General features: G+C 62.6%; 21 protein-coding genes and 3 pseudogenes. 22 read left to right on the top strand and 2 right to left on the bottom strand.

Translation table 11 applies throughout. The annotated features are described in order from the left end of the window. The first annotated feature begins 15 nt into the window (after positions 1-15). From AT699_RS23720 to AT699_RS23625, 22 genes and pseudogenes are all read left to right on the top strand, one after another. Positions 16-1,665, top strand: a complete 1,650-nt coding sequence (locus tag AT699_RS23720) for an AMP-binding protein (protein WP_024070076.1) — start codon at positions 16-18, stop codon at positions 1,663-1,665. A gap of 27 nt (positions 1,666-1,692) precedes the next feature. Further along, entirely contained in the window at positions 1,693-2,460 is a 768-nt protein-coding gene (locus tag AT699_RS23715) for a glucose 1-dehydrogenase (RefSeq protein WP_024070075.1), read from the top strand. 18 nt (positions 2,461-2,478) lie between these two features. Then, complete coding sequence (gene badI, locus AT699_RS23710) at positions 2,479-3,279, top strand: 2-ketocyclohexanecarboxyl-CoA hydrolase (RefSeq protein ID WP_024070074.1); 801 nt, start codon at positions 2,479-2,481, stop codon at positions 3,277-3,279. Next, positions 3,276-4,049, top strand: coding sequence for an enoyl-CoA hydratase/isomerase family protein (locus AT699_RS23705; protein WP_024070073.1), 774 nt, complete (start codon positions 3,276-3,278; stop codon positions 4,047-4,049). The genes badI and AT699_RS23705 overlap by 4 nt, the downstream gene beginning before the upstream one ends. A 68-nt stretch (positions 4,050-4,117) precedes the next feature. Continuing rightward, complete coding sequence (locus AT699_RS23700; protein WP_024070072.1) at positions 4,118-5,020, top strand: DMT family transporter; 903 nt, start codon at positions 4,118-4,120, stop codon at positions 5,018-5,020. Positions 5,021-5,043: 23 nt separating this feature from the next. After that, complete coding sequence (locus tag AT699_RS23695; RefSeq protein ID WP_024070071.1) at positions 5,044-5,838, top strand: enoyl-CoA hydratase-related protein; 795 nt, start codon at positions 5,044-5,046, stop codon at positions 5,836-5,838. A 132-nt stretch (positions 5,839-5,970) separates the two neighbouring features. Then, positions 5,971-7,764 carry an acyl-CoA dehydrogenase gene (locus tag AT699_RS23690; protein ID WP_026384013.1) on the top strand — a complete coding sequence of 598 codons (1,794 nt, stop codon included), beginning with the start codon at positions 5,971-5,973 and terminating at the stop codon, positions 7,762-7,764. A gap of 137 nt (positions 7,765-7,901) precedes the next feature. Beyond that, positions 7,902-8,817, top strand: a pseudogene (locus AT699_RS32400) (LysR family transcriptional regulator). 25 nt (positions 8,818-8,842) lie between these two features. Continuing rightward, on the top strand, positions 8,843-9,070 hold the full coding sequence (locus AT699_RS23680; RefSeq protein ID WP_024070068.1) for an EexN family lipoprotein: 228 nt from the start codon (positions 8,843-8,845) through the stop codon (positions 9,068-9,070). 217 nt (positions 9,071-9,287) lie between these two features. Next, positions 9,288-9,467, top strand: a complete 180-nt coding sequence (locus AT699_RS31215; RefSeq protein ID WP_080981507.1) for a hypothetical protein — start codon at positions 9,288-9,290, stop codon at positions 9,465-9,467. 10 nt (positions 9,468-9,477) lie between these two features. Then, positions 9,478-11,092: pseudogene (locus AT699_RS32085) on the top strand (VirB4 family type IV secretion/conjugal transfer ATPase); the annotation flags it as partial. Beyond that, positions 11,072-11,941 (top strand): annotated as a pseudogene (gcvA, locus tag AT699_RS32280) (transcriptional regulator GcvA). The pseudogenes AT699_RS32085 and gcvA, both read left to right, overlap by 21 nt. A gap of 345 nt (positions 11,942-12,286) precedes the next feature. Next, on the top strand, positions 12,287-13,663 hold the full coding sequence (locus AT699_RS23670; RefSeq protein WP_026383818.1) for an acyclic terpene utilization AtuA family protein: 1,377 nt from the start codon (positions 12,287-12,289) through the stop codon (positions 13,661-13,663). An 11-nt stretch (positions 13,664-13,674) separates the two neighbouring features. Beyond that, positions 13,675-13,992: an AtuA-related protein gene (locus tag AT699_RS23665; RefSeq protein WP_026383817.1), complete on the top strand. Its 318-nt coding sequence runs from the start codon at positions 13,675-13,677 to the stop codon at positions 13,990-13,992. A gap of 36 nt (positions 13,993-14,028) precedes the next feature. After that, on the top strand, positions 14,029-15,633 hold the full coding sequence (locus AT699_RS23660; RefSeq protein ID WP_024070063.1) for a carboxyl transferase domain-containing protein: 1,605 nt from the start codon (positions 14,029-14,031) through the stop codon (positions 15,631-15,633). Positions 15,634-15,636: 3 nt separating this feature from the next. Then, positions 15,637-17,652, top strand: a complete 2,016-nt coding sequence (locus AT699_RS23655; protein WP_024070062.1) for an acetyl/propionyl/methylcrotonyl-CoA carboxylase subunit alpha — start codon at positions 15,637-15,639, stop codon at positions 17,650-17,652. Between the two features lie 13 nt (positions 17,653-17,665). Next, positions 17,666-18,886 (top strand): CaiB/BaiF CoA transferase family protein, encoded by a 1,221-nt coding sequence (locus AT699_RS23650; RefSeq protein WP_024070061.1) that lies wholly within the window; start codon positions 17,666-17,668, stop codon positions 18,884-18,886. Between the two features lie 40 nt (positions 18,887-18,926). Continuing rightward, on the top strand, positions 18,927-19,415 hold the full coding sequence (locus tag AT699_RS23645; protein WP_024070060.1) for an FAS1-like dehydratase domain-containing protein: 489 nt from the start codon (positions 18,927-18,929) through the stop codon (positions 19,413-19,415). Between the two features lie 64 nt (positions 19,416-19,479). After that, positions 19,480-20,445, top strand: coding sequence for a Bug family tripartite tricarboxylate transporter substrate binding protein (locus AT699_RS23640; protein WP_024070059.1), 966 nt, complete (start codon positions 19,480-19,482; stop codon positions 20,443-20,445). 58 nt (positions 20,446-20,503) lie between these two features. Next, positions 20,504-21,466, top strand: coding sequence for an NAD(P)H-dependent flavin oxidoreductase (locus tag AT699_RS23635; protein ID WP_024070058.1), 963 nt, complete (start codon positions 20,504-20,506; stop codon positions 21,464-21,466). A 40-nt stretch (positions 21,467-21,506) separates the two neighbouring features. Next, positions 21,507-22,295, top strand: a complete 789-nt coding sequence (locus AT699_RS23630) for an enoyl-CoA hydratase/isomerase family protein (protein ID WP_026383816.1) — start codon at positions 21,507-21,509, stop codon at positions 22,293-22,295. Positions 22,296-22,297: 2 nt separating this feature from the next. Continuing rightward, positions 22,298-23,098: an enoyl-CoA hydratase-related protein gene (locus AT699_RS23625; RefSeq protein ID WP_026383815.1), complete on the top strand. Its 801-nt coding sequence runs from the start codon at positions 22,298-22,300 to the stop codon at positions 23,096-23,098. On the opposite strand, the gene AT699_RS23620 is transcribed toward AT699_RS23625, so the two are convergent. Both AT699_RS23620 and AT699_RS23615 read right to left on the bottom strand, forming a co-directional pair. Then, positions 23,095-23,883, bottom strand: coding sequence for an IclR family transcriptional regulator (locus AT699_RS23620; protein WP_026383814.1), 789 nt, complete (start codon positions 23,881-23,883; stop codon positions 23,095-23,097). The genes AT699_RS23625 and AT699_RS23620 overlap by 4 nt on opposite strands. A 2-nt stretch (positions 23,884-23,885) precedes the next feature. Continuing rightward, positions 23,886-24,692: an IclR family transcriptional regulator gene (locus tag AT699_RS23615; protein ID WP_024070054.1), complete on the bottom strand. Its 807-nt coding sequence runs from the start codon at positions 24,690-24,692 to the stop codon at positions 23,886-23,888. Positions 24,693-24,702 lie beyond the last annotated feature (10 nt).

Raw genomic sequence — 24,702 nt, 5'->3', positions numbered from 1 at the left:
AACTCAGAGACAAGCATGACGAACAAATTCAAACAAGGTCTTGACAAGAACCCGGCCAACTACCAGCCGCTGACCCCGCTGGCGTTGCTCGACAGAGCGGCGGACATCCATCCAGACCGCATCGCTGTCATTCATGGCGAGCGGCGCTTTACCTGGGCCGCCTACGCCCAGCGTTGCCGCAGCCTGGCACGCGCGTTGATCGGCGTGGGCATCCAGCGTGGAGATACGGTCGCCATCCTCGCGGCCAATATCCCCGAGATGCTGGAGGCGCAGTTTGGAGTGCCCATGGCGGGCGCTGTCGTCAACTCCATCAACATCCGCCTAGACGCAGCGGCGATCGCCTTCATCCTGCAGCATTCAGAGACCCGATTGCTGATGGTGGACCAGCAGTTCGCCGATGTGGCGCGCGCGGCGGTGAAGCTCTCCGGCATGCAGATGGATGTGGTAGACATCCATGCCAGCGACGTCCCCGATGCTGAGCCGGTGGGTGTGATTGACTACGAGAGCTTCCTGGCCGGCGCACCCTCTGATGAGCAACTGCGCTACCCCGAGGACGAATGGGACGCCATCGCGTTGAACTACACCTCGGGAACCACGGGCAACCCCAAGGGCGTGGTTTACCACCACCGTGCGGCCTATCTCAATGCGCTCGGCACCTCCCTCGATGCGCGGTTGAACGTAGGAGTTCCGGTCTACCTGTGGACCTTGCCGCTGTTTCATTGCAATGGCTGGTGCTATGCGTGGGCCCTGGCCGCCGTGGCCGGGACGAGTGTGTGCCTGCGCAAGGTGGTCGCGGAGGACATCTACGCCGCCATCGGCCAGCATGGCGTGACGCATTTCTGTGGCGCGCCGGCCGTGCTCAGTTCACTGATCGCAGGCACACCGCATAACTGGAGCAAGCCAAGTTCCCCCATCTGGGTCGCCTGCGCCGGAGCCTCGCCGCCGGTATCGGTGATCGCGCAAACCGAGGCCCTGGGCTTCGAGGTGCTGCATGTGTATGGCATGACGGAGCAGCATGGTGTCAACACCACCTGCGTGCCCCAGGATTCGTGGGCCGCCATGCCGGCTGAAGAGCGTCTGCGCCATATGGGCCGCCAGGGCGTGCGCACGGCGGTCGCGGGCGACATGATGGTGGCCAATCCTCATACGCTGCAGCCCGTGTCCCGCGACGGCAAGACCCTCGGCGAGGTGCTCTTCCGAGGAAACCTGGGCATGAAGGGCTACCTCAAGAACCCCGAGGCCACGAAGGAGGTTTTCGCGGGCGGCTGGATGCACAGCGGCGACCTGGCCGTGGTCCATGAGGACGGCTACATCGAGATCAAAGACCGTTCGAAGGACATCATCATTTCCGGCGGCGAGAACGTCTCTTCCATTGAAGTCGAGGAGGTCTTGTTCACTCACCCGGCGGTGTTCCAGGCCGCGGTGGTCGCCGTGCCGGACGAGAAATGGGGCGAAGTGCCCTGTGCGGTGCTGCAACTGCATCCGCAGCACGTCGGCACCTTGACGCAGGAAGAGGTGATTCAGTTCTGCCGTGCCAGGCTCCCGGGTTTCAAGACGCCGAAGCACGTGCTCTTCGAGCCCATTGTGCGCACCGCTACCGGCAAGTTGCAGAAATTCAAGCTGCGCGACCACGTCGCTCAGGTCATCGCCAATCGCAATCACTGACTAGTTCTAATACAGGAGAGCATTCCCATGCGTGGACTCAAAGACAAGGTGGCCATAATCACTGGCGCAGCCGGCGGCATCGGGCGCAGCCTGGTGCAGCGTTTCCTGGAAGAGGGTGCGCGCGTCGCCGCACTGGATCTGAACCAGGCTGGGCTCGATGAAATCAAGGGCCAATTCCAGCAATACGCGGGTCAACTGACCACGGCTCAGCTGGACATCACGGATCACGACGCGGTTGCCAAGGCCGTGCAGAAGATCCATGCCGACCTCAAGCAGATCGATATCTTGGTCAACAACGCTGGCTGGGATGCGGTCGGGCAGTTCGTCGATTCAGCCCCTGAGCTGTGGGACAAGCTGATCGCCATTAACTTGAAAGGCCCGCTGAACTTGCAACATGCCGTAGCGCCGCTGATGATCGCCGCTGGCGGCGGCAAGATCGTCAATATTGCCTCTGACGCAGGCCGGGTTGGCTCCTCGGGCGAGGCGGTCTATTCCGCTTGCAAGGGCGGCATCATCGCGTTCACCAAGTCGCTGGCGCGCGAAACCGCACGCAACGGCTTGCGCGTCAATGTGGTGTGCCCTGGGCCGACCGATACCGCACTGCTGCGCTCCTTTGTGGGCGAGGGCGACTACGGCCAGAAAATTTACGACGGTCTCAAGCGGGCGATTCCGCTCAAGCGACTAGGGCAGCCCGATGACGTTCCGGGCATGGTGGCCTTCCTCGCGAGTGACGACGCCAATTTCATCACCGGCCAATCGATCTCGGTGTCCGGCGGACTGACCATGCACGGTTAACCCAACCAGGAGAAGACCATGAGCAATTACACGGACATCCTCTACGAAGTGAAGGGCGGCGTTGCCCGCATCTCCATCAACCGACCGGAAAAGTACAACGCGTTCCGCGGCAAGACCTGCGACGAGCTGATCGACGCGCTGCACCGTGCCGGCTGGGACAAGAGCATCGGCGTCATCGTGCTCACCGGCGTGGGCGAGAAGGCATTCTGCACGGGGGGCGACCAGTCGGCCCACGACGGTGGCTACGACGGCCGCGGTTTGATTGGCCTGCCGGTCGAGGAACTGCAAGGAATGATCCGCGAGGTGCCCAAGCCCGTGATCGCTCGCGTGAATGGCTTTGCCATCGGTGGCGGCAACGTGCTGGTGACCTGCTGCGATCTGGCGATTGCTGCCGACACGGCCCAGTTCGGTCAGGTCGGCCCGAAGGTCGGCTCGGTGGATCCTGGCTTCGGCACGGCCTATCTGGCCCGCGTGGTTGGCGAGAAGAAAGCCCGTGAGATCTGGTATCTGTGCCGCCGCTACAAGGCGCAGGAAGCGCTCGCTATGGGGCTGGTCAACGCTGTTGTTCCCATGGCAGAACTGGATGCCGAAGTCGATCGTTGGTGCCAGGAAATCATGGAGAAGAGCCCGACAGCGATTGCCATCGCCAAGCGCTCCTTCAACGCCGACTCCGATTCGATCCGTGGTATTGGCGGCCTGGGAATGCAGGCGCTGGCGCTGTACTACGGCACCGAAGAGTCTCACGAGGGTGTCAAGGCCTTCCTGGAGAAGCGCAAACCGCGTTTCCGCCCCCAATCCGACGAAGGCAACCAGGCATGAGCGCGGAGTTGACCTACCGTGACGGTGTCGCGATCCTGACGCTGAACCGTCCGAAGGCGTTGAATGCACTGAACGCCGAGATGATCGGAGAGATATCCAACTGTCTGGACGAGGTCGCGGTATCGGACGCCCGGGCGCTGCTCATCGTCGGTGGCGGCGGTGGCAAGGCTTTCTGTGCTGGCGCGGATGTGAGCGAACTGCAGGGCAAGAATGCCGGCGAGCAGCGCGATACCGCACGGCGGGGTCAGTTGGCGTTTGCCAAGCTGGACAGGCTGCGCATTCCTTCGGTCGCCGTCATCATTGGAGTGGCGTTCGGGGGCGGGCTCGAGCTGGCGATGGCGTGCACCTTTCGCATTGCGACGCCCTCGTCGCGGCTCGGTCTGCCCGAGATTAAGCTGGGTCTACTTCCCGGCTACGGGGGAACTCAGCGGTTGCCGCGTCTGGTGGGCGTTGGGCGAGCTGTCGAGTTGATTGCTAGTGGTCGCGCCATCGATGCCCAGGAAGCCGAGCGCATCGGCCTGATCCATCGCATCGTCGAGGTCGGGGATCCAATTGACGCGGGAGTCGCCTATCTGAAGTGCCTCGGCGAGCCGTTTCCGGCGTCCCTGGGCTATGCGATCGAGGCCATACGGCATTCGCAGTCCATACCTTTGGAGGCTGGGCTCCAGCAGGAAGCGGAGTGTTTCTCGGTGGCGACCCAGACTGGGGATGCTGCTGAGGGGGTCTCCGCCTTCCTGGGCAAGCGCAAGCCTCTGTTCACCGGACGCTGAGTGGTTCACTCACGCAGAATTGGATTCAGGGGGTCACTATTTCCAGCGCATCTGATCTACAGGAGCCCATGCCTGCAACTGCCAGTCCGATGCTGGTGCGCGCGATGCCCCTTGTGTTCGTGGTCATTTGGGCCACGGGCTTTGTCGTGGCCAGGTACGGCATGCCGCATTCGCCGCCCATGAAGTTCCTGGCCGTTCGCTATGCCTTGTCCGTCGGCTGCTTTGCATTTTGGGCAGTTGCCACCCGGGCGACGTGGCCGAAGGAAGCCAGGATCTGGCTGCACCTGAGCGTCACCGGGATTCTGATGCACGCCATCTACCTGGGCGGTGTGTGGGCTGCAGTGAAGATGGGAATGGGCGCGGGTCTGACAGCATTGCTCGTCGGGTTACAGCCCGTTCTGACGGCGATTTGGCTTTCCCGCCGAGGCGGCAGCGTGACAGGAGCCCAATGGGTGGGGCTTGTTCTTGGACTGCTGGGATTGCTGCTGGTGGTTTGGGCGAAGCTGGGATTCGGGGAGGTCGGCCCTGCCAGTTTAGGTTGCGCGTTGACGGCTCTGCTGGCTATCACCGTGGGAACCCTGTACCAGAAGCGCTTCGTGGCGCCCTGCGATGTCCGTACCGCCAGCTTTATCCAATTGCTGGCGGCGTTTGTGGTCACCACGCCACTGGCGTTGCTGGAAATGGAGCCGATGCGGTGGGTCGATGCCGCTGGAGGCCTGAATTCGGAGCTGGCGGGGGCCATGGCCTGGTCCGTACTGGGGCTGACGTTGGGAGGCGGCTCTTTGCTGTATCTGTTGATCCAGCGAGGTGCTGCAACCTCCGTCACCAGTCTTTTCTACCTCGTGCCCCCCACCACAGCGGTGATAGCGTGGGTTCTTTTTGGCGAGCCGGTCACGGGACTGACGGTCGCCGGGATGGTCGTCACCGCAATCGGCGTCGGGATCGTCGTGCGCAAGCAGAACAGATTCTGATCACGTCCTGAAGGAGTTAAAGCATGACATTCAAGAACATATTTTTCACGGTGGACAGCGGTGTGGCGCGAATCGTGCTGAACCGGCCGGAGAAGCTCAACAGCCTGGACGCCGAGACCATGGTGGAGCTACATGAGGCCATGTCCCGAATTGAAGCAGACCGCCAAGTGCGGGTGCTGATACTTGGCGGGGCGGGACGCGCCTTCTGCGCGGGGCAGGATCTCGCAGATCCCGCCATGCAGGAGGTTGATGGCAAGTTGCCGGACATCGGTAATCTGGTGGAGCGGTATTTCAAGCCGCTGGTGATGCGCTTGCAGAGCCTGCAGGTTCCTACGGTCGCGGCGGTGCAAGGGTTGGCTGCGGGAGGCGGCGCGTCCATCGCACTGGCGTGCGATCTGGTGGTGGCTGCCGAATCCGCCTACTTTCTGCAAGCCTTCTCAAGGATCGGGCTGACGCCGGATACCGGTAGTACGTGGTTTCTCACCCGATCCGTTGGCACTGTGCGAGCGCTCGGTCTGGCAATGCTCGCCGAAAAGCTCCCGGCCACAAAGGCGGCTGAGTGGGGTCTCATCTGGCAGGTGGTCGAAGACTCGGAGTTCGCCAGCACCATCAATGCATTGGCAGTAAAAATCGCCCAGATGCCAACAAAGGCCTTGGTACGCACCCGGCAGTTGATGCATGCAGCGACCGGCCACTCTCTGGAGCAGCAACTGTCCATGGAGGCCAACTTTATTCGCGAAATGGGCTGGAGCGCGGACTACCGGGAAGGCTTGCAGGCGTTCTCGCAAAAGCGGCCCCCGAACTTCACTGGCGAGTGAGCGGAAAGCCCTTGTGATGCCTCAGGTAGTGGTACTTCACGACCCAGGCGTCCCATTCGGCTGGAGAGTCGAATATAAATTTTTCCATCCGTTTGCTTTGGTAAACGCAAATCCTTTGCCACTGGAGGCACTATGAGTCATTACACACCACCCTTGCAGGATATGCAGTTCGTGCTAGATGAGCTCGTGGATCTGCACGAAATCGCAGCGCTGCCCGGCTATGGCGAGGCCACTCCCGACCTAGCCCGGGCAGTGCTGGAAGAGGCCGGAGTTTTTGCCTCCGAGGTCATTGCGCCTTTGAACCACTCTGGAGACATTGAGGGTGTTCGCCTTGAAGGGGGTCAGCCCCGGATGCCAGCGGGCTGGGCCCAGGCTTATGCGCGCTTCGTCGAGGCCGGTTGGCCAGCGCTGTCTGCGCCTGAAGAGCAGGGCGGACAGAATCTTCCCGGCGTGCTGGCCGCCGCCGTCGAAGAAATGTGGAACAGCGGCAGCGTGGCTTTCGGCCTGCTGAGCCTGCTGTCGCGTGGCGCGGTGAACGTGCTGCGTCACGCTGGCTCGCCTGAGCTGCAGCAGCAGTACTTGCCGCGCATGGTCAGCGGTGAATGGACCGGCACGATGGTGTTGACCGAGCCGCAGGCAGGCTCCGATCTGTCCGCCGTGCGGACCCGCGCCACCCGCCAGACCGATGGCTCCTACCGGTTGCATGGCACCAAAATCTTCATCACCTACGGAGACCACGATCTCGTTCCGAACGTGGTGCACCTGGTGCTCGCCCGCGTCGAAGGCGCTCCCGCCGGAACCAAGGGGATCTCGCTGTTCGCAGTGCCGAAGGTGCTGGTCAACGACGATGGTTCGCTGGGTGAGCCCAACGACGTGCGAGCAGTGTCGATCGAGCGCAAGCTCGGCCTGCACGCCACGCCCACGTGCGTCATGGCTTTTGGCGACGGGGCGGGAGCGGTCGGCTATCTCGTCGGCGAGGAGAATCGCGGGTTGGAGTACATGTTCATCATGATGAACTCGGCGCGTTTCGCCGTGGGCCTGGAGGGCATCGGCCTAGCCGAACGCGCGTACCAGAAAGCCAGGGCATATGCTCGGGAGCGGGTTCAAGGCGTGGAGCAAGGTGGTGACACCGGCGCCAAGGTTGCGATCATCCGGCACCCCGATGTGCGCCGAATGCTGTTGAGCATGAAATCCCGGATTGAGGCCATGCGAGCGCTGGCGGCGGTGATGGCGGCCAGCATGGATCAGGCTGCGCTGAATCCGGATCCGGAAGTCCGGGATGCCCACCAGGCTTTCGTCGAACTGATGATGCCTATCGCCAAGGGGTGGTTCACGGAAACCGGGCTGGATATCGCCTCCATGGGGATCCAGGTTCACGGCGGCGTGGGCTTCATCGAAGAAACCGGAGCTGCGCAGTATTTCCGCGACGCCCGCATCACGACGATCTATGAGGGCACGACCGGCATTCAGGCGATGGATTTGGTGGGGCGCAAGATCGGCCGAGATGGTGGACGCGCGATCGGTGCGGTGATCGTGCGCATGCGGCAGGTTCAGGTTGACCTGGAATCCCATGCACGGGCCGGACTCCACGTCATTGGTGCTCAGTTGAAGAAGGGTATCGGTGACCTCGAGGCAGCAGTGGAGTCGCTTGTGAAGTCGTGTGAGGGCGGTCCCAAGCCTGCTCTGGCGGGTTCTGGACCGCTCCTGGAACTCCTGGGCATCGTCGCGGCTGGATGGCAAATGGGACGGGCCGCATTGGCTGCCGACCGCCTCCTCGCATCGGATCCGGGCTCGGACTTCTTGAGCAGCAAGATTTTGACCTGCCGCTTCTACGCTGACCACATCCTTTCTAAATCGGCTGGGCTGCGGCATGCGATCGTCTCGGGCTCGGACGCTATTCTGGACTTCTCTGAAGCAGCGTTCTGAAGAGGCGACCACCAGATAAGGTTTGACGAGGTGGTTTTTTCAACGCCACTTCGAGGACAAGTGCGGCGCTACAAAGTCATGAGGAGTAAATCTCTTATTCACAGCACTGCTGTGATCTTGTCAGAAGGGGCGGTCTTATGGAGTTGCGGCATCTGCGTTGTTTTCTGGCTGTTTCCCAAGAACTTCACTTCGGCCGCGCAGCGGAGAAACTACATATCGACCAGTCTCCCCTTTCTCGCACGATCAAAGAGTTGGAGGAAGAACCCGGCGCACCGCTCTTCATTCGCACCACGCGCAGCACGCGTTTGATCAAGGCGGGGCATCGGTTTCTGGAGCACATGCCCCGCATCTTTGCCGCATTGGAGCTGGCGCGGGATAGCGTCAAGTCTGCGACCAATGGCTTTCACGACCAGCTGCGCATCGCTTTGTCCAATGGCATTACGCCCTCGCGCCTGCCGACGCTGCTGGCTCGGTGCCGAGAGGAAGATCCAGAAATCGACATTCGGCTGTTTGAGGTTCCGCTGGAACAGCAGATCAAGGGTCTGCACGATGACTGTATGACGTCGGCTTTTCGATGGCCGAAGAGGTGGGCGACGGCATTGTGGTCAGGCCTGCGTGGGAAGACGAACTGTGATGGTGGCGGTCCCGGCTCGCCATCCTGTGCTGGCCCACAAACACGTTCCGTTGGAGGAAGTGTTGCGCCACCCATTGGCGCTATGCGATCCGGCGATATGCGAAGGTCATGCACGTCAAGTTGATCGCGTTTTGCAGCGCTACGAGCAAGAGCCGTTGATCGCTCAGTGCGTGGCGTCCTATGAGGTGATGATGACCTTGGTCTCCGCCGGATTGGCATTAGGTTTGGCAGGTGCCGCGCATATTGCATCCGGCCGTGGGCCAGGTGTTGTGGCCCGTCGCTTGGCCGGCAAACCACAGATGCTGGCCACGTATCTTCTGCACCGTGACGTGGAGCCATCCGAAATGCTGGCCCGATTCATCAAGCGGGTGGCAGACATTGACTCGATCGACAACACGAGCGCTACCACTGATTCCTGAACACATGCGTGAAAGGACCAAAGCCATGATCCGATTCCTGCCGCTGCTGATGGTCGCTGCGCTGACGGCCTGCGGCCCCTCTCAACAAACGGAAACCGTGGACTTCCTCGTGGCCCATCCTGAGCACCTCAAGCAGGTCCAGCGCCTGTGCAAGGAAGACCGATCGAAGGCCGGCGAAGAACTCTGCCGACGTGCCGCCGAGGCTGCGAATCGCCGCTTCTTCGGCGATCGGCCGGAACAGACATCCAAATAGCACTCCTCGCCGTCGCCTCACCGCGACAAAGTTCTCGCTGTTACCTCATCACGCCGCGGCGCGCTCGCGCATGCGGCGTTTTTATTGTCTTCGCCACAGCAAGAAGTCTGGCTTTTTGGGCCTGAATCCCCGCCATAACGGTCTTTGACCGGCCTGCACGCTCGCCTTGATCCTCGACACTACGGCACGTCCCGGTGCAGTGGTGGGAGGTCGACCAATGCAAGGAACGAACGTGCTGTTCGGTCAGATTGCCGTTGTCTTCGGCATCGTGATCGCTGGCGTATGGAGCGCCACGCAATGGACAGCCGCCGCCTTGGGCTGGGGCGCGCGTGTCGATCCGCAGTTCATGCAGGTCTTCGCGCGCCACATCAAGCACCGGCCGCTGCTGGACGTGTGAGAGGAATGCCATGCTGAACCTTGCCGAATACCGCCAGCGGCCCAGCGCTGGTGGCCGACTGGCTGCCTTGGGCCGGGCTGATCGCGCCTGGCGTCGTGCTGAACAAGGATGGCTCCTTCCGGCGCACGGCGCGGTTTCGGGGGCCAGACCTCGACAGCGCGACGCAGGGCGAGCTGATTTCCACGTCGGCGCGGCTGAACAACGCGCTGCGCCGCCTGGGCTCGGGCCGGGCGCAGTTCATCGAAGCCGAGCGCCGGCCCCCGGCCAACTACCCGCAATCGGAGTTTCCTGAGCCGCTGTCCTGGCTGGAGGACGAGGAGCGCCGCGCCGCCTTCGATGACTCGGGCAACCACTTCGAGAGCGGCTACCACCTTACGCTGGTGAACCTGCCGGCCGAGGAATCACGCGCCCGCGCAGCAGGGCTACTCTACGAGAACCGGCCCACCGAAGGCGTGGATTGGCGCGAGCGGCTGACCGCCTTCGTCGTGGAGACGGATCGCATCTTTGACCTGCTCGACGGCGTGATGCCGGAGATCGCCTGGCTCGACGACAGCCAGACGCTGACCTACCTGCATGCCACCGTCTCAACACGGCGCTATCGCGAGGGCGTGCCGGAGGTGCCATTCCACCTCGACGCGCTACTGGCCGACGCGCCGCTGATCGGTGGCCTGGCACCGATGCTGGGCGACCAGCATGTGCGCGTGGCGACGGTGCGGGGATTTCCGACCTCCACCTGGCCCGGGATTCTGGACGACCTCAACCGCCTCGGCTTTGCGTACCGCTGGAGTACGCGCTTTCTTTGCCTCGACAAATCCGATGCGGAAAAAGAACTCGCCCGCCTGCGCCGTCAGTGGGTCGCCAAGCGCAAGAACATCATCGCGCTGCTGCGCGAGACGATCTTCCAGCAGGAAAGCGCTCTGGTCGATACCGACGCCAGCAACAAGGCCAGCGATGCCGATGCCGCCTTGCAGGAGCTGGGCAGCGATCAAGTGGCCTTCGGCTACGTGACGGCGACCGTCACCGTCCTGGACGCGGATGCCGCCGTGGCCGACGAGAAGCTGCGCAGGGTGGAGCGCGTCACCCAGGGGCGTGGCTTCGTCACCATCCCTGAAACGCTCAACACCGTGGATGCGTGGCTGTCGTCCATTCCGGGCCATGCCTACGCCAACGTCCGCCAGCCCATCGTCTCCACGTTGAACCTGGCGCACCTGATGCCGGTGTCGGCGCTATGGGCCGGGCCGGAGAAGAACGCGCACCTCGACGGCCCGCCTCTGATCGTCACGCGCACTGAGGGCGCGACGCCGTTCCGGCTGGTGACGCACATCGGCGACGTGGGCCACACGTTGGTGGCTGTCCCCACGGGCATGGGCAAGTCGGTGCTGCTCGCCACCTTGGCGATGCAATTTCTGCACTATCGCGGCTCGCGCATCTTTGCCTTCGACATGGGGCGCTCGATGCGCGCCACCATCCTCGGGCTGGGTGGTGAGCAATACGACCTGGGTATGGATGGAGAGATCGCCTTCCAGCCGCTGGCCCGCATCCACCGCGAAGGCTACCGCACCTGGGCGGCCGAATGGATCGAAGGGCGCTTGCGGTATGAGGGCGTGGCCGTCGGCCCCGAAGAGAGTTTTTCTCGCGCCGCGGAGGAGCTTTTTGTCACGCACAGTGCCGTCAGTCATCAGATCCGGGCTCTGGAGGGCGACCTGGGAACGGCGCTGTTCACCCGTGAAGGCAGACGCCTGACCCTAACCGCGCCCGGCAAGCGTTATGCGGAGCAAGTGAGGGCGGCGCTGTCGAGTATTGCGGCGGCCAGCGAAGCCCTGCGTTCGGATGATCGTGAACGCCGGCTGGTAGTCAGCCTGCTGCCTTCGTTCGCGGCTCGCTGGTTGACACCGCGCGTGGGCCGTCTCATCGAACGGTGTCCTGAGCTGGATCTCGAACTGCAGTCCACGCACACTCTTACCGACTTCAGCCGAGACGACGTGGATGCCGTTATCCGGTTGGGCGACGGAAACTACCCGGAACTCTTCAGTGAACACCTGTTTGACGAGAGCTTTTTTCCGGCATGCGCCCCAGGCTTGAACGGCGGCCGGCTGCCGGTCGAGCCGCGCGAGTTGGCCGACATGCGGCTACTGCGTAACGACTATCAAATGTGGACGGCCTAGTTTCGCGAGGCGGGATTGAGCGGATGGCGTGAGCCGCGGCGCGGCGTGCTGTACCAGGATGCGTCGCAGCAACTGCAGGCTGCCATCGATGGGCAGGGCGTCGGGCTGGTCCGACGGTCCTTGGCCATGCAGGCCATTCTCGATGGCCAACTGACGCGCCTTTTCAATGTCGAAGTGCCAAGCCCCTTCTCCTATTGGATGGTTTGCCCTGAGCCGTTGCAAGAAGCCCGCCGCGCATGTGCGCTGCGCGACTGGCTACATGATGAAGCGCAACAATTTCGAGCGCTGTACGAAACGCCAAGAGCTTGACGCGTCAGGCTGAGCTTGCGCCACATCGCCTTAACCCTCACGACTCCCTGACTGCCTGCAAGCGCAAGCCCGTGTGCGCGATGGACTCTTCCGTGCACGCGTGCATACGAGAATCCATGATTTCACTTGCGGCTCATGGCGGCAGACGGCGCGCGCCGCCTCTTTAGCGCCCCCCAGAACATTCTGCGTTGTGCTCACAGCCTGTCGAACCCGACGGCTGCAGGCCTGTTGCACCCGAAATCTTGACCGTCGCCGGTTGTTTCTTGACGGCTCTCGGATTCCGCACTTAAAATGAAATTCAGATTATCAAAATGAAATTAGAGAGACAGAACAAGGAGGCCAAAAATGGTCGAACGGGTGAGGCTCGGGGCAGGATCCGGATTCTGGGGTGATGCTCAAGATCCAGCTCAAGAACTGTTGGAGCGAGGAAATCTGGACTATCTTTGCTTCGACTACCTAGCTGAGTTGACAATGGCGCTGCTGCAACGGCAGAAGTTGAAGCGGCCGGATGCCGGCTATGTGCCGGATGCCGTGCAGACCATGATCAGTTTGTTGCCTCAGGCCAGAGCCTCAGGCACCAAGTTGATTTCCAATGGAGGCGGGGTGAATCCGCGCGCTGCGGCGCAGCGCGTCGCCGAAGGTGCGCGCCGAGCCGGACTCGCCGGCTCCCGTATTGCCCTGGTTGAGGGCGACGACATGCTGGAGAAGCTCGACGACCTGATGAGGCAGGGTGTCCCGCTGCGCAATATGGATACCGGCGACGAGAATTTCGCTGCCATCCGGGACCGCGTCGTCTGCGCCAACGTCTACACCGACAGTTCCGGCATCATCGAAGGCCTGGAGGGCGAGGCCGACGTGGTCATTGCTGGGCGAGTGTCGGACAACGCGCTTTACGTCGGGCCGCTGGCCCACGAGTTTGGTTGGCGGCGTGACGCTGCGCACATAGATCGTTATGCCGCGGCCGTGACACTGGGTCATATCGTCGAGTGCGCGGCGGGCTGTTCGGGAGGGATGTCCTCGCGATTCGCCGACATGCCTCACATGGGGCGGGCCGGATTCCCAATCTTGGAGGTGGCCCCGGACGCTGAGGCCGTCGTCACCAAGCTGTCCGGCACAGGCGGGCGCGTCGATCAATGGACGATCAAGGAGCATCTGGTCTACGAGGTGGGCAATCCGCGACGGTATCTCATGCCCGACGCAGTGGCCGATTTCACTTCTTTGAGGTTGGCCGACGAGGGGCAAGACCGAGTGCGCGTCAGCGGCGTGCGCGGCGAAGCCGCGCCCGACCTGTGGAAGCTCGTGGTTGGTTACCAGGACGGCTGGATTGGCGAGACCATGGCGTTCTTTCCCTGGCCCTACGCCTACGATCGCGCCGTCAAGGCGCGCGAGACCATGCTCGAGCGTTTCGAACGCATGGGTCTGGCGGCCGACGAGATCCACTTCGATTTCGTTGGCCTCAATACTCTACACGGTCCTGCCGCCGCCTTCCCGGGACGGGAACAGGCCAACGAGCTGCCCGAAGTCGGACTGCGCTGCGCCGTGCGTACGCGCACGGCCGAAGAGGCTGACAAGGCGCGCCGCGCAGGCACGAATCTCTGGATCATGGGACCGGGCGGCACATCTTTCGGCACGCCGATGAAACCGCGTCCCGTCATCTCTCTGTGGCCGACGCTGATCCCGCGGGCAGCCGTCGAACAGAAGACCGAAATCCTGACGGCCTGAGGAGAGCCCTGATGACGCTTCAAGTGAAAGACATTGCTTATGTCCGGTCCGGTGACAAGGGGGACGTGTGCAGCGTGGGACTGGTCGCTCGCGGACCGCAAGAGTATGCGCAGCTGCTGGCCAGCGTTACGCCAGCCGACGTCAAAGGCCTGTACGGGGATTGGGTCCAGGGCGAGGTGGAATGCCATCCCATGGACAACATCGGCGCCATGATGGTGATCATGCGCCATGCGCTGGGGGGCGGGGCGACGCGCACCCTGCGCCTGGACCAGACCGGAAAGTCGCTGGGGCATGCGCTGTTGCGCCTGCCGGTGCGTGATCCGAGCTGAGCCTTCGCAATCCAATCTTCTGACGGCATTCCACTGATGGCTATTCTCTCTTCCCGCCCCGGGCCGGGCAGCCCGGACTTCGCCGCGAATGCGGCTGCTTATGACGAATTACGCGCGCCGCTGCTTGCTGCAAGAACGCGCGCGGTCGCCGGCGGCGGCGAGCGCGCGCGCCAGGCGCATCTGGCGCGCGGCAAGTTGCTGCCGCGCGAGCGCGTCAATATGCTGCTGGATCCCGGCACGCCTTTTCTGGAGGTCGGCCAGTTGGCGGCCGACGGCGCATACGATGGCCAGTCGCCAGGGGCAGGCATCATTACCGGCGCCGGAGTCGTGGCAGGACGCGCCTGCATGATCATGGCCAACGATGCAACGGCCAAGGGCGGGACCTACTACCCGCTGACCATCAAGAAGCAGCTGCGCGCCCAGGCTATTGCCCGCGAGAACGGACTGCCTTGCGTCTATCTGGTGGATTCGGGTGGCGCCTATCTGCCTTTGCAAGGCGACATATTTCCGGACGAGCAGCATTTCGGCAAGATTTTCCGCAATATTGCCGAGATGTCGGCGCTTGGCCTGAAACAGGTGGCGGCGGTGCTGGGCGCTTGCACCGCGGGCGGCGCCTATATTCCCGCAATGTGCGATGAAACCGTGATCGTCGACAAGGCGGGGATGATCTACCTGGGCGGGCCGCAACTGGTGCAGGCTGCCACCGGCGAAGTGGTCGACGCCCAGGAACTGGGGGGCGCGGATACGCACACACGCCTGTCTGGCGTGGCCGACCATTTCGCGAACGATGAGCTGCACGCGCTCGAACTGGTGCGCGGCATCCTGGGGCGTTGCGAGGCCCCAGCTCTGGCTCCGCCGCCCCGCCGGGCAGCTCCGCCCCGTTACGACGCGGCGGAGCTGCCCGGGTTCATTCCCGCCAACCCAAAGCAGGCGATGCCTATGAGGGACGTGCTGGCGCGCTTGCTGGATGGCAGTGAGCTGGTGCAGTACCGCGAGCGCTATGGCTCTAGCCTGATCTGCGGCACAGGCGCTATCGGAGGTTACCCCGTGGGCGTACTCGCCAATGACGGCGTGCTCTTCGGCCAGAGCGCCCAGAAAGCCGCCAACTTCATCGAGCTTTGCTGCCAGGAGAACATCCCTCTGGTCTTCTTGCACAACATCAGCGGCTTCATGGTGGGCGTGCAGTACGAGCAGGGCGGCATCGCAAAGGATGGTGCCAAGATGGTCAACGCGGTATCCACCGCCCGCGTGCCCAAATTCAGCGTCATCATCGGCGGCAGCTACGGCGCGGGCGCATACGCCATGTGCGGGCGCGCCTTCGGGCCGCGGTTTATGGCCATGTGGCCCAATGCCAGGACCTCCGTGATGGGCGGGGAACAAGCCGCCACCGTCCTGGCGCTGGTGCGAGCCGAGCAACTAGCCCGCCAGGGCAAGGAGTTCAGCGCCGAGGAGGCCGAGGCCTACAAGGCGCCGATTCGCGATACCTATGGCACCGAAAGCACAGCCCTGAACGCTGCATCGCGCTTGTGGGTGGATAGCGTGATCGAGCCCGCCGATACCCGCGACTGGCTGACGCTGGGCCTTGCGCTGGCAGCCGCCGGACCGAAAGAACCCACGCGCTTCGGCGTGTTCAGGATGTAATCCATGTTCAAGAGAATCCTCATTGCTAACCGGGGTGAGATCGCCTGTCGCATCGCGCGCACTTGCCAGCGGCTGGGCATCGAATACGTTGCGGTGCATTCCCTTGCTGATGCAGGATCTGCACATCTGAGCGGCGCCGCCCGGACCGTTTGCCTGGGCGCGGGAGCTGCGGCGGAGAGTTATCTGAATAGTGGAAAGCTGCTCCAGGCCGCGGGCGAAACCAGCTGCGAAGCGGTGCACCCGGGCTACGGCTTTCTCTCCGAGAACAGCGAGTTCGCGGCAAGCGTAGAGGCCACGGGCATGGCGTTCATCGGTCCGTCGCCTGCCACGATCGCGGCGCTGGGCGACAAGGCGCGGGCGAAGGCGCTGATGCGTGCGGCCGGAGTGCCGGTGGTGCCTGGCACTGACGAGGCCAGCGACAATCCTGCCACCATAGAGGCGCTGGCGCGCGCCATCGAACTGCCGGTCCTGCTCAAACCCTCTGCCGGGGGCGGCGGCAAAGGCATGCAGATCATTACCCGCTACGAGGACCTGCCTAGACTGATCGAGTCGGCCATCCGCCTGGCCCGAAGCAGCTTCGGCGACGGTCGGATGATCGTGGAGCGGTACATCGAGGAGCCTCGCCACATCGAGGTGCAGGTGTTCGGCGATGGCCGCGGAAATGTGGTGCATCTGTTCGAGCGCGAATGCTCGCTGCAGCGCCGCCACCAGAAGGTCATGGAGGAGGCGCCAGCGCCGCGCCTGCCCGAGCGTGCCCGGCAACACCTGCTTGAGGCGGCGGTGCAGGGGGCGCGCAGCTTGGACTATCGCAATGCCGGAACCTTCGAGTTCATCATGGACCGGGATTTCAACTGCTACTTCCTGGAGGTGAATACGCGCCTGCAGGTAGAGCATCCGGTCACCGAGGCGATCACCGGCCTGGATCTCGTGGAATGGCAATTGCGAGTGGCGGCGGGGCAGGAGCTGCCTTTGTCTCAGTCCGAAATCTCCTGCCGCGGTCACGCCATCGAAGCCAGAATATATGCGGAAGACCCGGCTCAGGATTTTCGTCCTTCGCCCGGTACGGTGGTGCGCGCGCGCTGGCCTTCGAACTTGCGTGTCGACGCTGCGCTTGACCAATCGGGTGAGGTTCCTCCTTTCTACGACCCGATGGTGGCCAAGATCATTGCGAGCGCCGCAGACCGTCCGGCCGCGCTTGCCGCATTAAAGGCGGGCCTGCGCCAGACTGCGTTGCTGGGGGTGACCAGCAACCTTGGCTACCTGTTGAGGCTGCTGGACGATCCAGGTGTATTAAGAGGACAGGTACACACGCGCTACCTGGATGAGCACAAATCGCTGCAGATGCCGAACAGTCGCCCCGCCGCCGCCGCGGTCTGCGGTACGTTGCCCTTGTCGCTGACGGCGGAGCGCGCCACCCCTTGGCAGGCTGGTACGCCCTGCGGCGCGATGGACCGGAAGTTCCTGGATGCTGCAGCGCCTTTGGGGCGTATGCGCTTCCTGCTGGACGTCGAGCCGGCATGGGCGGCGCTTCACGGCGTGGAGGGGCGTGAGGTTCGCGTGGGCGACGGTCAGCAAAGCTGGAGTGTGTCGCGCGATGCGTCTTGCCTCGGAGGCGAGGTGGACGGATGGCGCTGGGACGCCTGCCTCGCGGCCGAAGGCTGGCATCTACAGGTGGCGGGTGATCACTACGCAGTGCGTCCGGTCCCGCAGGAGGGCGATGCCTCTGCTCAGGAAGGGGGTGGGGCAACGGCGCCAATGTCCGGCGTCATCGCGGCCGTGGCGGTCCAGCCGGGTGACAGTGTGCGTCCGGGGGACCTCCTGGCCGTCATCGAGGCCATGAAGATGGAGTACTCGATCGTTGCAGACGTCGAGGGCATCGTCTCGCATCTGCGCCATGGACCCGGCGACAGCGTGCGCGAGGGCGAACTCATTGCCGACATCGTCCCGGCCGTCACTACGTCGGGCGATGGCGTGAGGCAAGTCGACGAACCGCAGTTTCAGACCGGCAGCCGCCGCTAGTACCGAGACCACCATGCAGAAACCGTTAAGTCATATCCGTGTGCTGGATCTTTCCCGCATCCTGGCCGGCCCCTGGGCCACCCAGAACCTGGCCGATCTAGGAGCCGAAGTCATCAAGGTTGAGAAGCCGGGCGTCGGTGACGACACGCGGCAGATGGGGCCGCCTTTTCTCAAGGACAAACAGACCGGAGAGGATGGCGACGCCGCCTATTTCATGAGCTGCAACCGCGGCAAGAAGTCCCTGGCCATCGATTTCTCGAACCCCCAGGGCCAGGACATACTGCGCGAATTGGCGCGTAAGGCCGATGTCTTCGTCGAGAACTACAAGGTCGGCGCATTGAAGCGTTACGGCCTGGACTATGCCTCGCTGCGCGAGCTCAACCCGCAGCTTGTCTATTGTTCCGTGACGGGGTTCGGGCAGACCGGGCCCTACAAGGACCGCGCGGGCTACGACTACCTGATTCAGGGAATGGGCGGCCTGATGAGCGTGACCGGCGAACGCGATGATCTGCCCGGCGGTGGTCCGCAACGGGCGGGCGTTGCAGTGGCCGATCTGCTGGCCGGCATGTACGCGACCACAGCCATTCTTGCCGCCTTGCAGCATCGTGATCGCGGTCATGGCGGCCAGCACATCGACATCAGCCTGTTGGACTGCATGGTGGGTTCCCTGGTGAACCAGTCCATGAACTATCTGGTCAGCGGCCGCGTGCCCCAGCGCATGGGCAGCGGCCATCCCAACATCGCCCCTTATGCCGTTTATCCCGCCGCCGACGGGCATCTGGTGCTGGCGGTCGGCAACGACACTCAGTTCCGCCGCCTGTGCCAGGCGGTCGGGCAACCCGAGGTTGGCGTCGATCCCCGTTACGCCACGATTGCCGACCGCGTGCATAACCGGACCGAGCTGGATGCCTGGCTAGTCTCCGTCACCCGTTCACGCAGCCTGGCCGACTGGACGGCGCTGCTTGAACGGGCGCAGGTCCCGGGCGGCCCCATTAACGGGATGGACCAGGTGTTCGCCGACGCGCACGTGGTCGCGCGCGGCATGCGCGCCGACGTGCAGCATCCGCTTTATGGCGCGGTGCCGACCGTGCGCAATCCCATTCGATTTTCTGAAACGCCGTTGAACCCGGCCGGCGCTCCACCTTCGCTGGGCCAGCACAACGAAGAGGTCCTGCATTCGCTGGGCATCGCGCCGGAGCGATTGGCCGAACTGCGTGCCGCCGGCGTGCTCTGACCGCAGTATCAAAACAATTGAATAACCAGGAGAAGACTGTATGCGTAGATCGATCAATGTGGACGAGAACGGGCTGGAGGTGTTGGGCCTGGGCTTTTACTGGGACGACGTAGAGCCTGGTTATCGCTTTCGTACCCTGGGCAGGACGATCACGGAGGCAGATATCACGCTCTTCATCGGGACGGTGGGCATGGTGGAGGAAATGTTCACCAATCTCGACTATGTCGCCTCGCAATCCATCATTGGATCGCGGCCGGCTCCGGGGTCACTCGTATTTTGCATGGCCGAAGGATTGTTGATGCAAAGCACGATGCAGCGCACGGGCATGGCTTTCATGGAGGCCGACATCAAGGTTCATCGGCCCACCAATGCCGGGGACACGATCCATGTCGAATGCGAAGTCGTCGAAGCCAGGGCCACAAGCAAGCCCGAGCGGGGCCTGGTGCGCACTTCCAATCAGGTGGTCAATCAGCGCGGTGAAGTCGTGCTTACCTACAACCCGCTGCGCATGGTCAAGACCCGCCCCTAGCCCCGCATGCTTTTTTCACTCGAGGGACGCGCAGACGGCCCAGAGTTCACTTTAGGAGACACCAATGAAATTTTCCTTGTTTTCGGGTTTGCTTGCGTTCGCGCTGGGCGCTCAATGCGTTGCTGCGCCTGCCACCTCCTCCTTTCCCGAGAAGCCTATAACGGTTGTCGTTCCCTTCGCTGCGGGAAGTCCGACCGATGCGGTGGCCCGCGTGTTGTCCGACTCGCTATCCAAGCGGCTTGGCCAACCCCTTATCGTGCAGAATCGGCCAGGCGCCACTGGCATGATCGGCAGCGAATACGTCGCCCGTTCCCAACCAGACGGCTATACGCTGTTGTTCGGCACCAATACGACGCAGGTGGCAAACAAGTACTTTTTCAAGAGCATCTCCTATGACGGCCTGAAGGACTTCGCGCCGGTCGCCATCGTAGGCGGGGTGCCGCACGCGCTCGTGGTCAATCCCTCCGTACCGGTGAACTCCGTGGCAGAGCTGATCGCCTACGCCAAAGCCAACCCGGGAAAGCTTTCTTTTCCCTACGCTAATAGCACCACGCGGATCACAGGGAGCACCTTCCGCGTGATGACGCATACCGATATTTCGGAAATTCCCTACAAAGCTTATGGACAGGCCGTATCTGAACTGTTGGGCGGCCAAACGCAGATGATGTTCATCGACTTTTCCACCGGTCTGGCCTACATGACCTCGGGTAGGCTCAAGCCCTTGGCCATTACGCCGACCCGCTCGGACAAGCTCCCTGGAGTGCCCGCAATGAAGGAGGCTTTGCCCGGATTCGAGATCGGGAACTGGAATGGACTGTTTGCGCCAAAAGGGACGCCGCCTGAAATCATCGAAAAGCTCAATCGTGAAATTACCGGCGCTTTGGAGCAGCCGGAAGTCCGCAAGCAAATCGATAGTACGGGCTATGAACTTTTGCCGCCCATGGCGCCCCAGGCTTTTGGCAAGTACATCGCCGAGGAAAGCGCTCACTACGGCAAGCTGACTCAGGAAGCAGGTATCAAGCCCGAATAAAGGTCGGACCGCGCGTCCGCCGGGCGCGCATCTTCAGGCGAAACTCAACGAGATAAGCATGACCAAGCATTCCGATATTCTGGGCGGACTGGCCCTGCCGGTGATTGCGTCGCCGCTCTTTATTGTCAGCACGCCGAAGCTTGTGATCGCGCAGTGCTGCGCCGGCATCGTGGGGGCCATGCCGGCGTTGAATGCCAGGCCAGCGAGCTTGCTGGATGATTGGCTTGGCGAAATCACGGAGGGAATCGCCGCGCACGATGCCGCTCATCCGCATAGTCCGGCGGCGCCCTTTGCGATCAATCAAATTGTTCATCGCAGCAACGATCGTCTCGAACACGACATGCGTGTTATTGAAAAGTACCGAGTGCGCATTGTCATTACGTCGTTGGGTGCCCGGCCGGAGATAAATCAGGCGGTGCATGCATATGGAGGCATCACGCTGCATGATGTTGTCGATAATGGTTTTGCTCGCAAGGCGGTGGAAAAGGGGGCTGATGGTCTGATCGCCGTGGCCACTGGGGCAGGGGGGCACGCGGGAACCCGCAGTCCTTTTGCTCTGATTCAAGAAATTCGGCGCTGGTTCGATGGGCCGCTGGCTCTGTCGGGTTCCATTGCTACGGGGCGTGCAGTGCTGGCTGCGCAAGCCATGGGCGCAGACTTTGCCTATATCGGTTCCGCATTCATCGCCACCGATGAGGCGAATGCCAATGCGGCGTACAAACAAGCCGTGGTCGATGGTAGTTCGGACGACATCGTGCATTCCAGCTATTTCACCGGGATCCCTGGAAATTACCTTGCCAGATCTATCCGAACGGCGGGCATGGATCCGGATCGGCTGCCTGCAGGTAGGCCTGAGGACATGAACTTCGGCAGTGGCCCGGATGCCGTTAAGGTCTGGCGCGACATATGGGGGGCCGGACAGGGCATTGGCGCAGTCGACGCAACCGTACCTGTCCGCACTCTTGTCCAGCGTCTTTCCCGTGAATATCGCGAAGCTTTGGCCAGCTTACCCAGGGAATGAGCTTTTCCAATTTTCAATGATCTAGAGTGTGCCTATCACCATGAAAAAAGACGACACCCCTGTTCAGTACGCCGTGCAAGACGGCGTCGCGACGGTTTCCATTGACCGTCCCGCTCAGCGCAACGCATTGTCCATCGCCATCTGTGAGCGCCTCCTGGACTTGTGGGACGAGGTTGAACGCGACGATGCCGTGCGCGTGATCATTCTCACTTCGGCTGATTGTGGAGTATTTTCAGCAGGCATGGATCTCAAGGAAGCTGCCAAAGTGCGTGCCGATTCCGGCAAGGACATGCTGCAGATGCTGCGCGATCCCTTCCACCAGCGTATGCGCAAGGTGTCGAAGCCCATTATTGCCGCCATGACTGGGCATTTCACGGCAGGCGGCATGGTCCTGGCCGCCAACAGCGATATTCGTGTCGGGCTACGGGACACCCTGGGCGGGATCTCCGAGGCCAAAGTGGGGCGTGGGTCCCCCTGGGGAGTGCCCATGTTGTGGATGCTGCCGCAACCTTTCATGATGGAACTCATGCTCACCGGAGAAATGCATCCCATCGAACGTTTTCATCAACTGGGATTCGTGAACTATGTCGAGGCGACGCCCGACGCGGTGCGTGAACGCGCCATGGCGATTGCACGAACGATCGCCGACAACGCTCCGCTTACCGTGTGGGCCGCAAAGAAGAGCATAGGGGCGGCCATGGACTTGGGCTGCGAGCGAGGCCTCGAGGCGGCATGCCAATACCATGAGCGCGTCTACTCCAGCGCCGATGCAATTGAGGGGCCTCGGGCGTTCGCCGAGAAACGTGCCCCGCGATGGATCGGAGCGTAGCCATGGCTTGCAGCCCGGCCTTTGTCCGACGCGACGACAATGATGGAGTCGCCACGCTCACCCTCAACCATCCTGATACGCTGAATCGGTTTTCCGACGGCTCTCAGTTCCTGGAGCTGGCTGGCCACATACGCCGAGCCAGCGCTGATCCGTCTGTCCGAGTCCTTGTCATCACAGGCACAGGAAAGGCCTTCTGCGCCGGGGGAGACCTGCGCCAGATGGCTGAGCGGGAGGGATTTTCTGCCGGCGATGTTGCCCAGGTGCAGGCGCGTTACCGCGAAACAGTACATCAATTGCCAGTAGCCCTTGCGGAAGCTGACATCCCAACGATCGCCGCAGTGAACGGCCCGGCATACGGGGCTGGTTGCGATCTGGCTTGCTTCTGTGATATTCGGATCGCCGCGCAGAGCGCGCGCTTTTCGGTCAGTTTCGCCCGCCTGGGTATCGTGGCTGGCGATGGGGGGGCCTGGATGCTTCCCCGACTCATCGGACGTTCCAAAGCCATGGAGCTGGCCTTCACCGCGGAGCCGATAGATGCACAGGAGGCATGGCGTATCGGTCTGGTGTCAGAGGTGACGGCGGACGATGCGCTGGCGGCGCGCACCTCTGAAATGGCGCGCCGCATTGCGCGTCACCCCGCGGGCGCGCTGCGCATGCATAAGCGCCTGTTACGGGATGCGGAACAGCATACCCTGGCAACCCACCTGGATGTGGTGGCAGCATTTCAGGCGATCGCACATGCTTCCGATGAGCACGTGCGAGCGGTGCGCGATGTAATCGGCGGACTTCGGCAGCAGCGTTAGTTCTCCTCTTCGCTGGATAGTGCGATGTGCTCGGCCATGGCCAGCAGAACCGGCGCGACTTGGCTCCGCATAACGGCCTCCGTGACTTCGGCGCTAACGGCCATAGCTGCCAATGCGAACGCCGAACCCGCCTTTACGGGCGTTGCGATGGAGGCGGTGTGCGTGGCGACCGGCGCCGCCAGATAGCAGCATCCTGTTGTCTCCAGTTCCCGAAAAGCGGCGAGGATATCCGTCAGTTGGTGCGATGCGCCGGACGGAGCTTCGCCTTCGATCATGTCAAGCAGTTCACTGCGTTGTTCTTGCGGGCGTGCCCAGAGATAGGCGCGGCCAGAGGCCGAGGCCGCCATGGGGAAACGGGCACCCGAGGTCAGGCCAAGCTGCACCCGGCCAGGCGGGACGCAGTGCTCGACCACCAGCATGTGCAGCCGATCGCGAGCACTTAGCGTGACATGTACGCCGAAGCGTTCCGACAGTTCGCGCATGAGCGGCCTTGCTGCTTGGGCCACCGCCAGGCCTTTCTTGGCCGCGCGACCAATCGTCAGGCAGGCAATATGGGGTTCGTAGCTGTCGTTGCCTGTTGCCTGCAGGAAATGCTGGGATTGCAGTGTCTGGACGAGCTTTTCGGTGGTAGGCCGGGACAGGTCGAGCTTGCGAGCAATATCCGCCAGCGTAAGCTTGCGGTGGCGCAAATCGAACAGGCGCAGCACTTCCAGACCGCGGCGCAGCGAATCCACCTGTGCGTCGTCACGGGGCGCCGCGGGTGTAACTTGGCGAGTACGTACCATGATCATTCCGCCTTTACATTGCTGAGTTCGGCTTCAAGCCTGCCCTTGAGGGCGAGCAAATCCGGGATGACCTTTTGCTCGAGTCGCGGCAGATCCAGGGAGTTGGAGGGCGCGGCGCAGCCCAATGCGTAGGTGTGTGGCCCATCCGGTGTGTCGACAACCACGGCGGCGCCGTTGGTACCGGCTTCCAGGGTGCCTGCCGCGACGCAATAGCCGTCATTCGCCATTTGCGAGATCGCGGCGGGAACTTCGCGGCGGAGCAGTTCCCAGGCCTGCGGGTCGGCCGCGTGAAGTTTCTCAAGGAACGCCGCGCGCTCGGCCTCGCCCATCGCGCCAATCAGTGCCCTGCCCAGTGCGGATCGATCTATGCGCAGGCGCGACCCAGGACGTACCCGCAAGGTAAAAAGCATGTCGCGGCTGTGCGCGACCTCGTTGCACACCATGCTGCTGGCGTCGGGCGAGGCCAGCACCACAGACACCTGGTGCAGATCGGCGAACTGCTGCATCAGCGGCCGGGCAAGCATGACGAAATCCCGGTGCGAGGCCGCGATGAATCCCAGCGCGAGCACCGCGGTGCCGAGACGATAAGCCGCCCGTTCGGCTGAGTACTGGAGGTACTCCGCTTCCAGCAGGTTGGCGGTAAGACGCGACACGGTTGGCTTGGGAAGGCCCGTAAGCGTCGCGATTTCGGAATTGCTCAACCAGTCGTTGTCAGGTTCGAAAGCCAACAGAATGGTCAGTCCGCGCGCCAGCACCCGCACTTCACGAATGCCTGGCTTGTGGGAGGACGAGTCAACGGATGTGTTCATCGAGTCATCA

This window comes from Achromobacter xylosoxidans (assembly GCF_001457475.1).
Classification (GTDB): Bacteria; Pseudomonadota; Gammaproteobacteria; order Burkholderiales; family Burkholderiaceae_B; genus Achromobacter; species Achromobacter xylosoxidans.
The sequence above is the reverse complement of the archived record's forward strand: the minus strand, read 5'-3'. Positions and strand labels throughout refer to the sequence as shown.

Coding starts and splice junctions, on each gene's coding strand:
- AT699_RS23615 (WP_024070054.1), bottom strand. CDS start 24,692: ATGAACACATCCGTTGACTCGTCCTCCCACAAGCCAGGCATTCGTGAA.
- AT699_RS23695 (WP_024070071.1), top strand. CDS start 5,044: ATGACATTCAAGAACATATTTTTCACGGTGGACAGCGGTGTGGCGCGA.
- AT699_RS23630 (WP_026383816.1), top strand. CDS start 21,507: ATGAAAAAAGACGACACCCCTGTTCAGTACGCCGTGCAAGACGGCGTC.
- AT699_RS23660 (WP_024070063.1), top strand. CDS start 14,029: ATGGCTATTCTCTCTTCCCGCCCCGGGCCGGGCAGCCCGGACTTCGCC.
- AT699_RS23690 (WP_026384013.1), top strand. CDS start 5,971: ATGAGTCATTACACACCACCCTTGCAGGATATGCAGTTCGTGCTAGAT.
- AT699_RS23635 (WP_024070058.1), top strand. CDS start 20,504: ATGACCAAGCATTCCGATATTCTGGGCGGACTGGCCCTGCCGGTGATT.
- AT699_RS23700 (WP_024070072.1), top strand. CDS start 4,118: ATGCCTGCAACTGCCAGTCCGATGCTGGTGCGCGCGATGCCCCTTGTG.
- AT699_RS23650 (WP_024070061.1), top strand. CDS start 17,666: ATGCAGAAACCGTTAAGTCATATCCGTGTGCTGGATCTTTCCCGCATC.
- AT699_RS23670 (WP_026383818.1), top strand. CDS start 12,287: ATGGTCGAACGGGTGAGGCTCGGGGCAGGATCCGGATTCTGGGGTGAT.
- AT699_RS23645 (WP_024070060.1), top strand. CDS start 18,927: ATGCGTAGATCGATCAATGTGGACGAGAACGGGCTGGAGGTGTTGGGC.
- AT699_RS23625 (WP_026383815.1), top strand. CDS start 22,298: ATGGCTTGCAGCCCGGCCTTTGTCCGACGCGACGACAATGATGGAGTC.
- AT699_RS23715 (WP_024070075.1), top strand. CDS start 1,693: ATGCGTGGACTCAAAGACAAGGTGGCCATAATCACTGGCGCAGCCGGC.
- AT699_RS23620 (WP_026383814.1), bottom strand. CDS start 23,883: ATGGTACGTACTCGCCAAGTTACACCCGCGGCGCCCCGTGACGACGCA.
- AT699_RS23655 (WP_024070062.1), top strand. CDS start 15,637: ATGTTCAAGAGAATCCTCATTGCTAACCGGGGTGAGATCGCCTGTCGC.
- AT699_RS23680 (WP_024070068.1), top strand. CDS start 8,843: ATGATCCGATTCCTGCCGCTGCTGATGGTCGCTGCGCTGACGGCCTGC.
- AT699_RS31215 (WP_080981507.1), top strand. CDS start 9,288: ATGCAAGGAACGAACGTGCTGTTCGGTCAGATTGCCGTTGTCTTCGGC.
- AT699_RS23705 (WP_024070073.1), top strand. CDS start 3,276: ATGAGCGCGGAGTTGACCTACCGTGACGGTGTCGCGATCCTGACGCTG.
- badI (WP_024070074.1), top strand. CDS start 2,479: ATGAGCAATTACACGGACATCCTCTACGAAGTGAAGGGCGGCGTTGCC.
- AT699_RS23640 (WP_024070059.1), top strand. CDS start 19,480: ATGAAATTTTCCTTGTTTTCGGGTTTGCTTGCGTTCGCGCTGGGCGCT.
- AT699_RS23665 (WP_026383817.1), top strand. CDS start 13,675: ATGACGCTTCAAGTGAAAGACATTGCTTATGTCCGGTCCGGTGACAAG.
- AT699_RS23720 (WP_024070076.1), top strand. CDS start 16: ATGACGAACAAATTCAAACAAGGTCTTGACAAGAACCCGGCCAACTAC.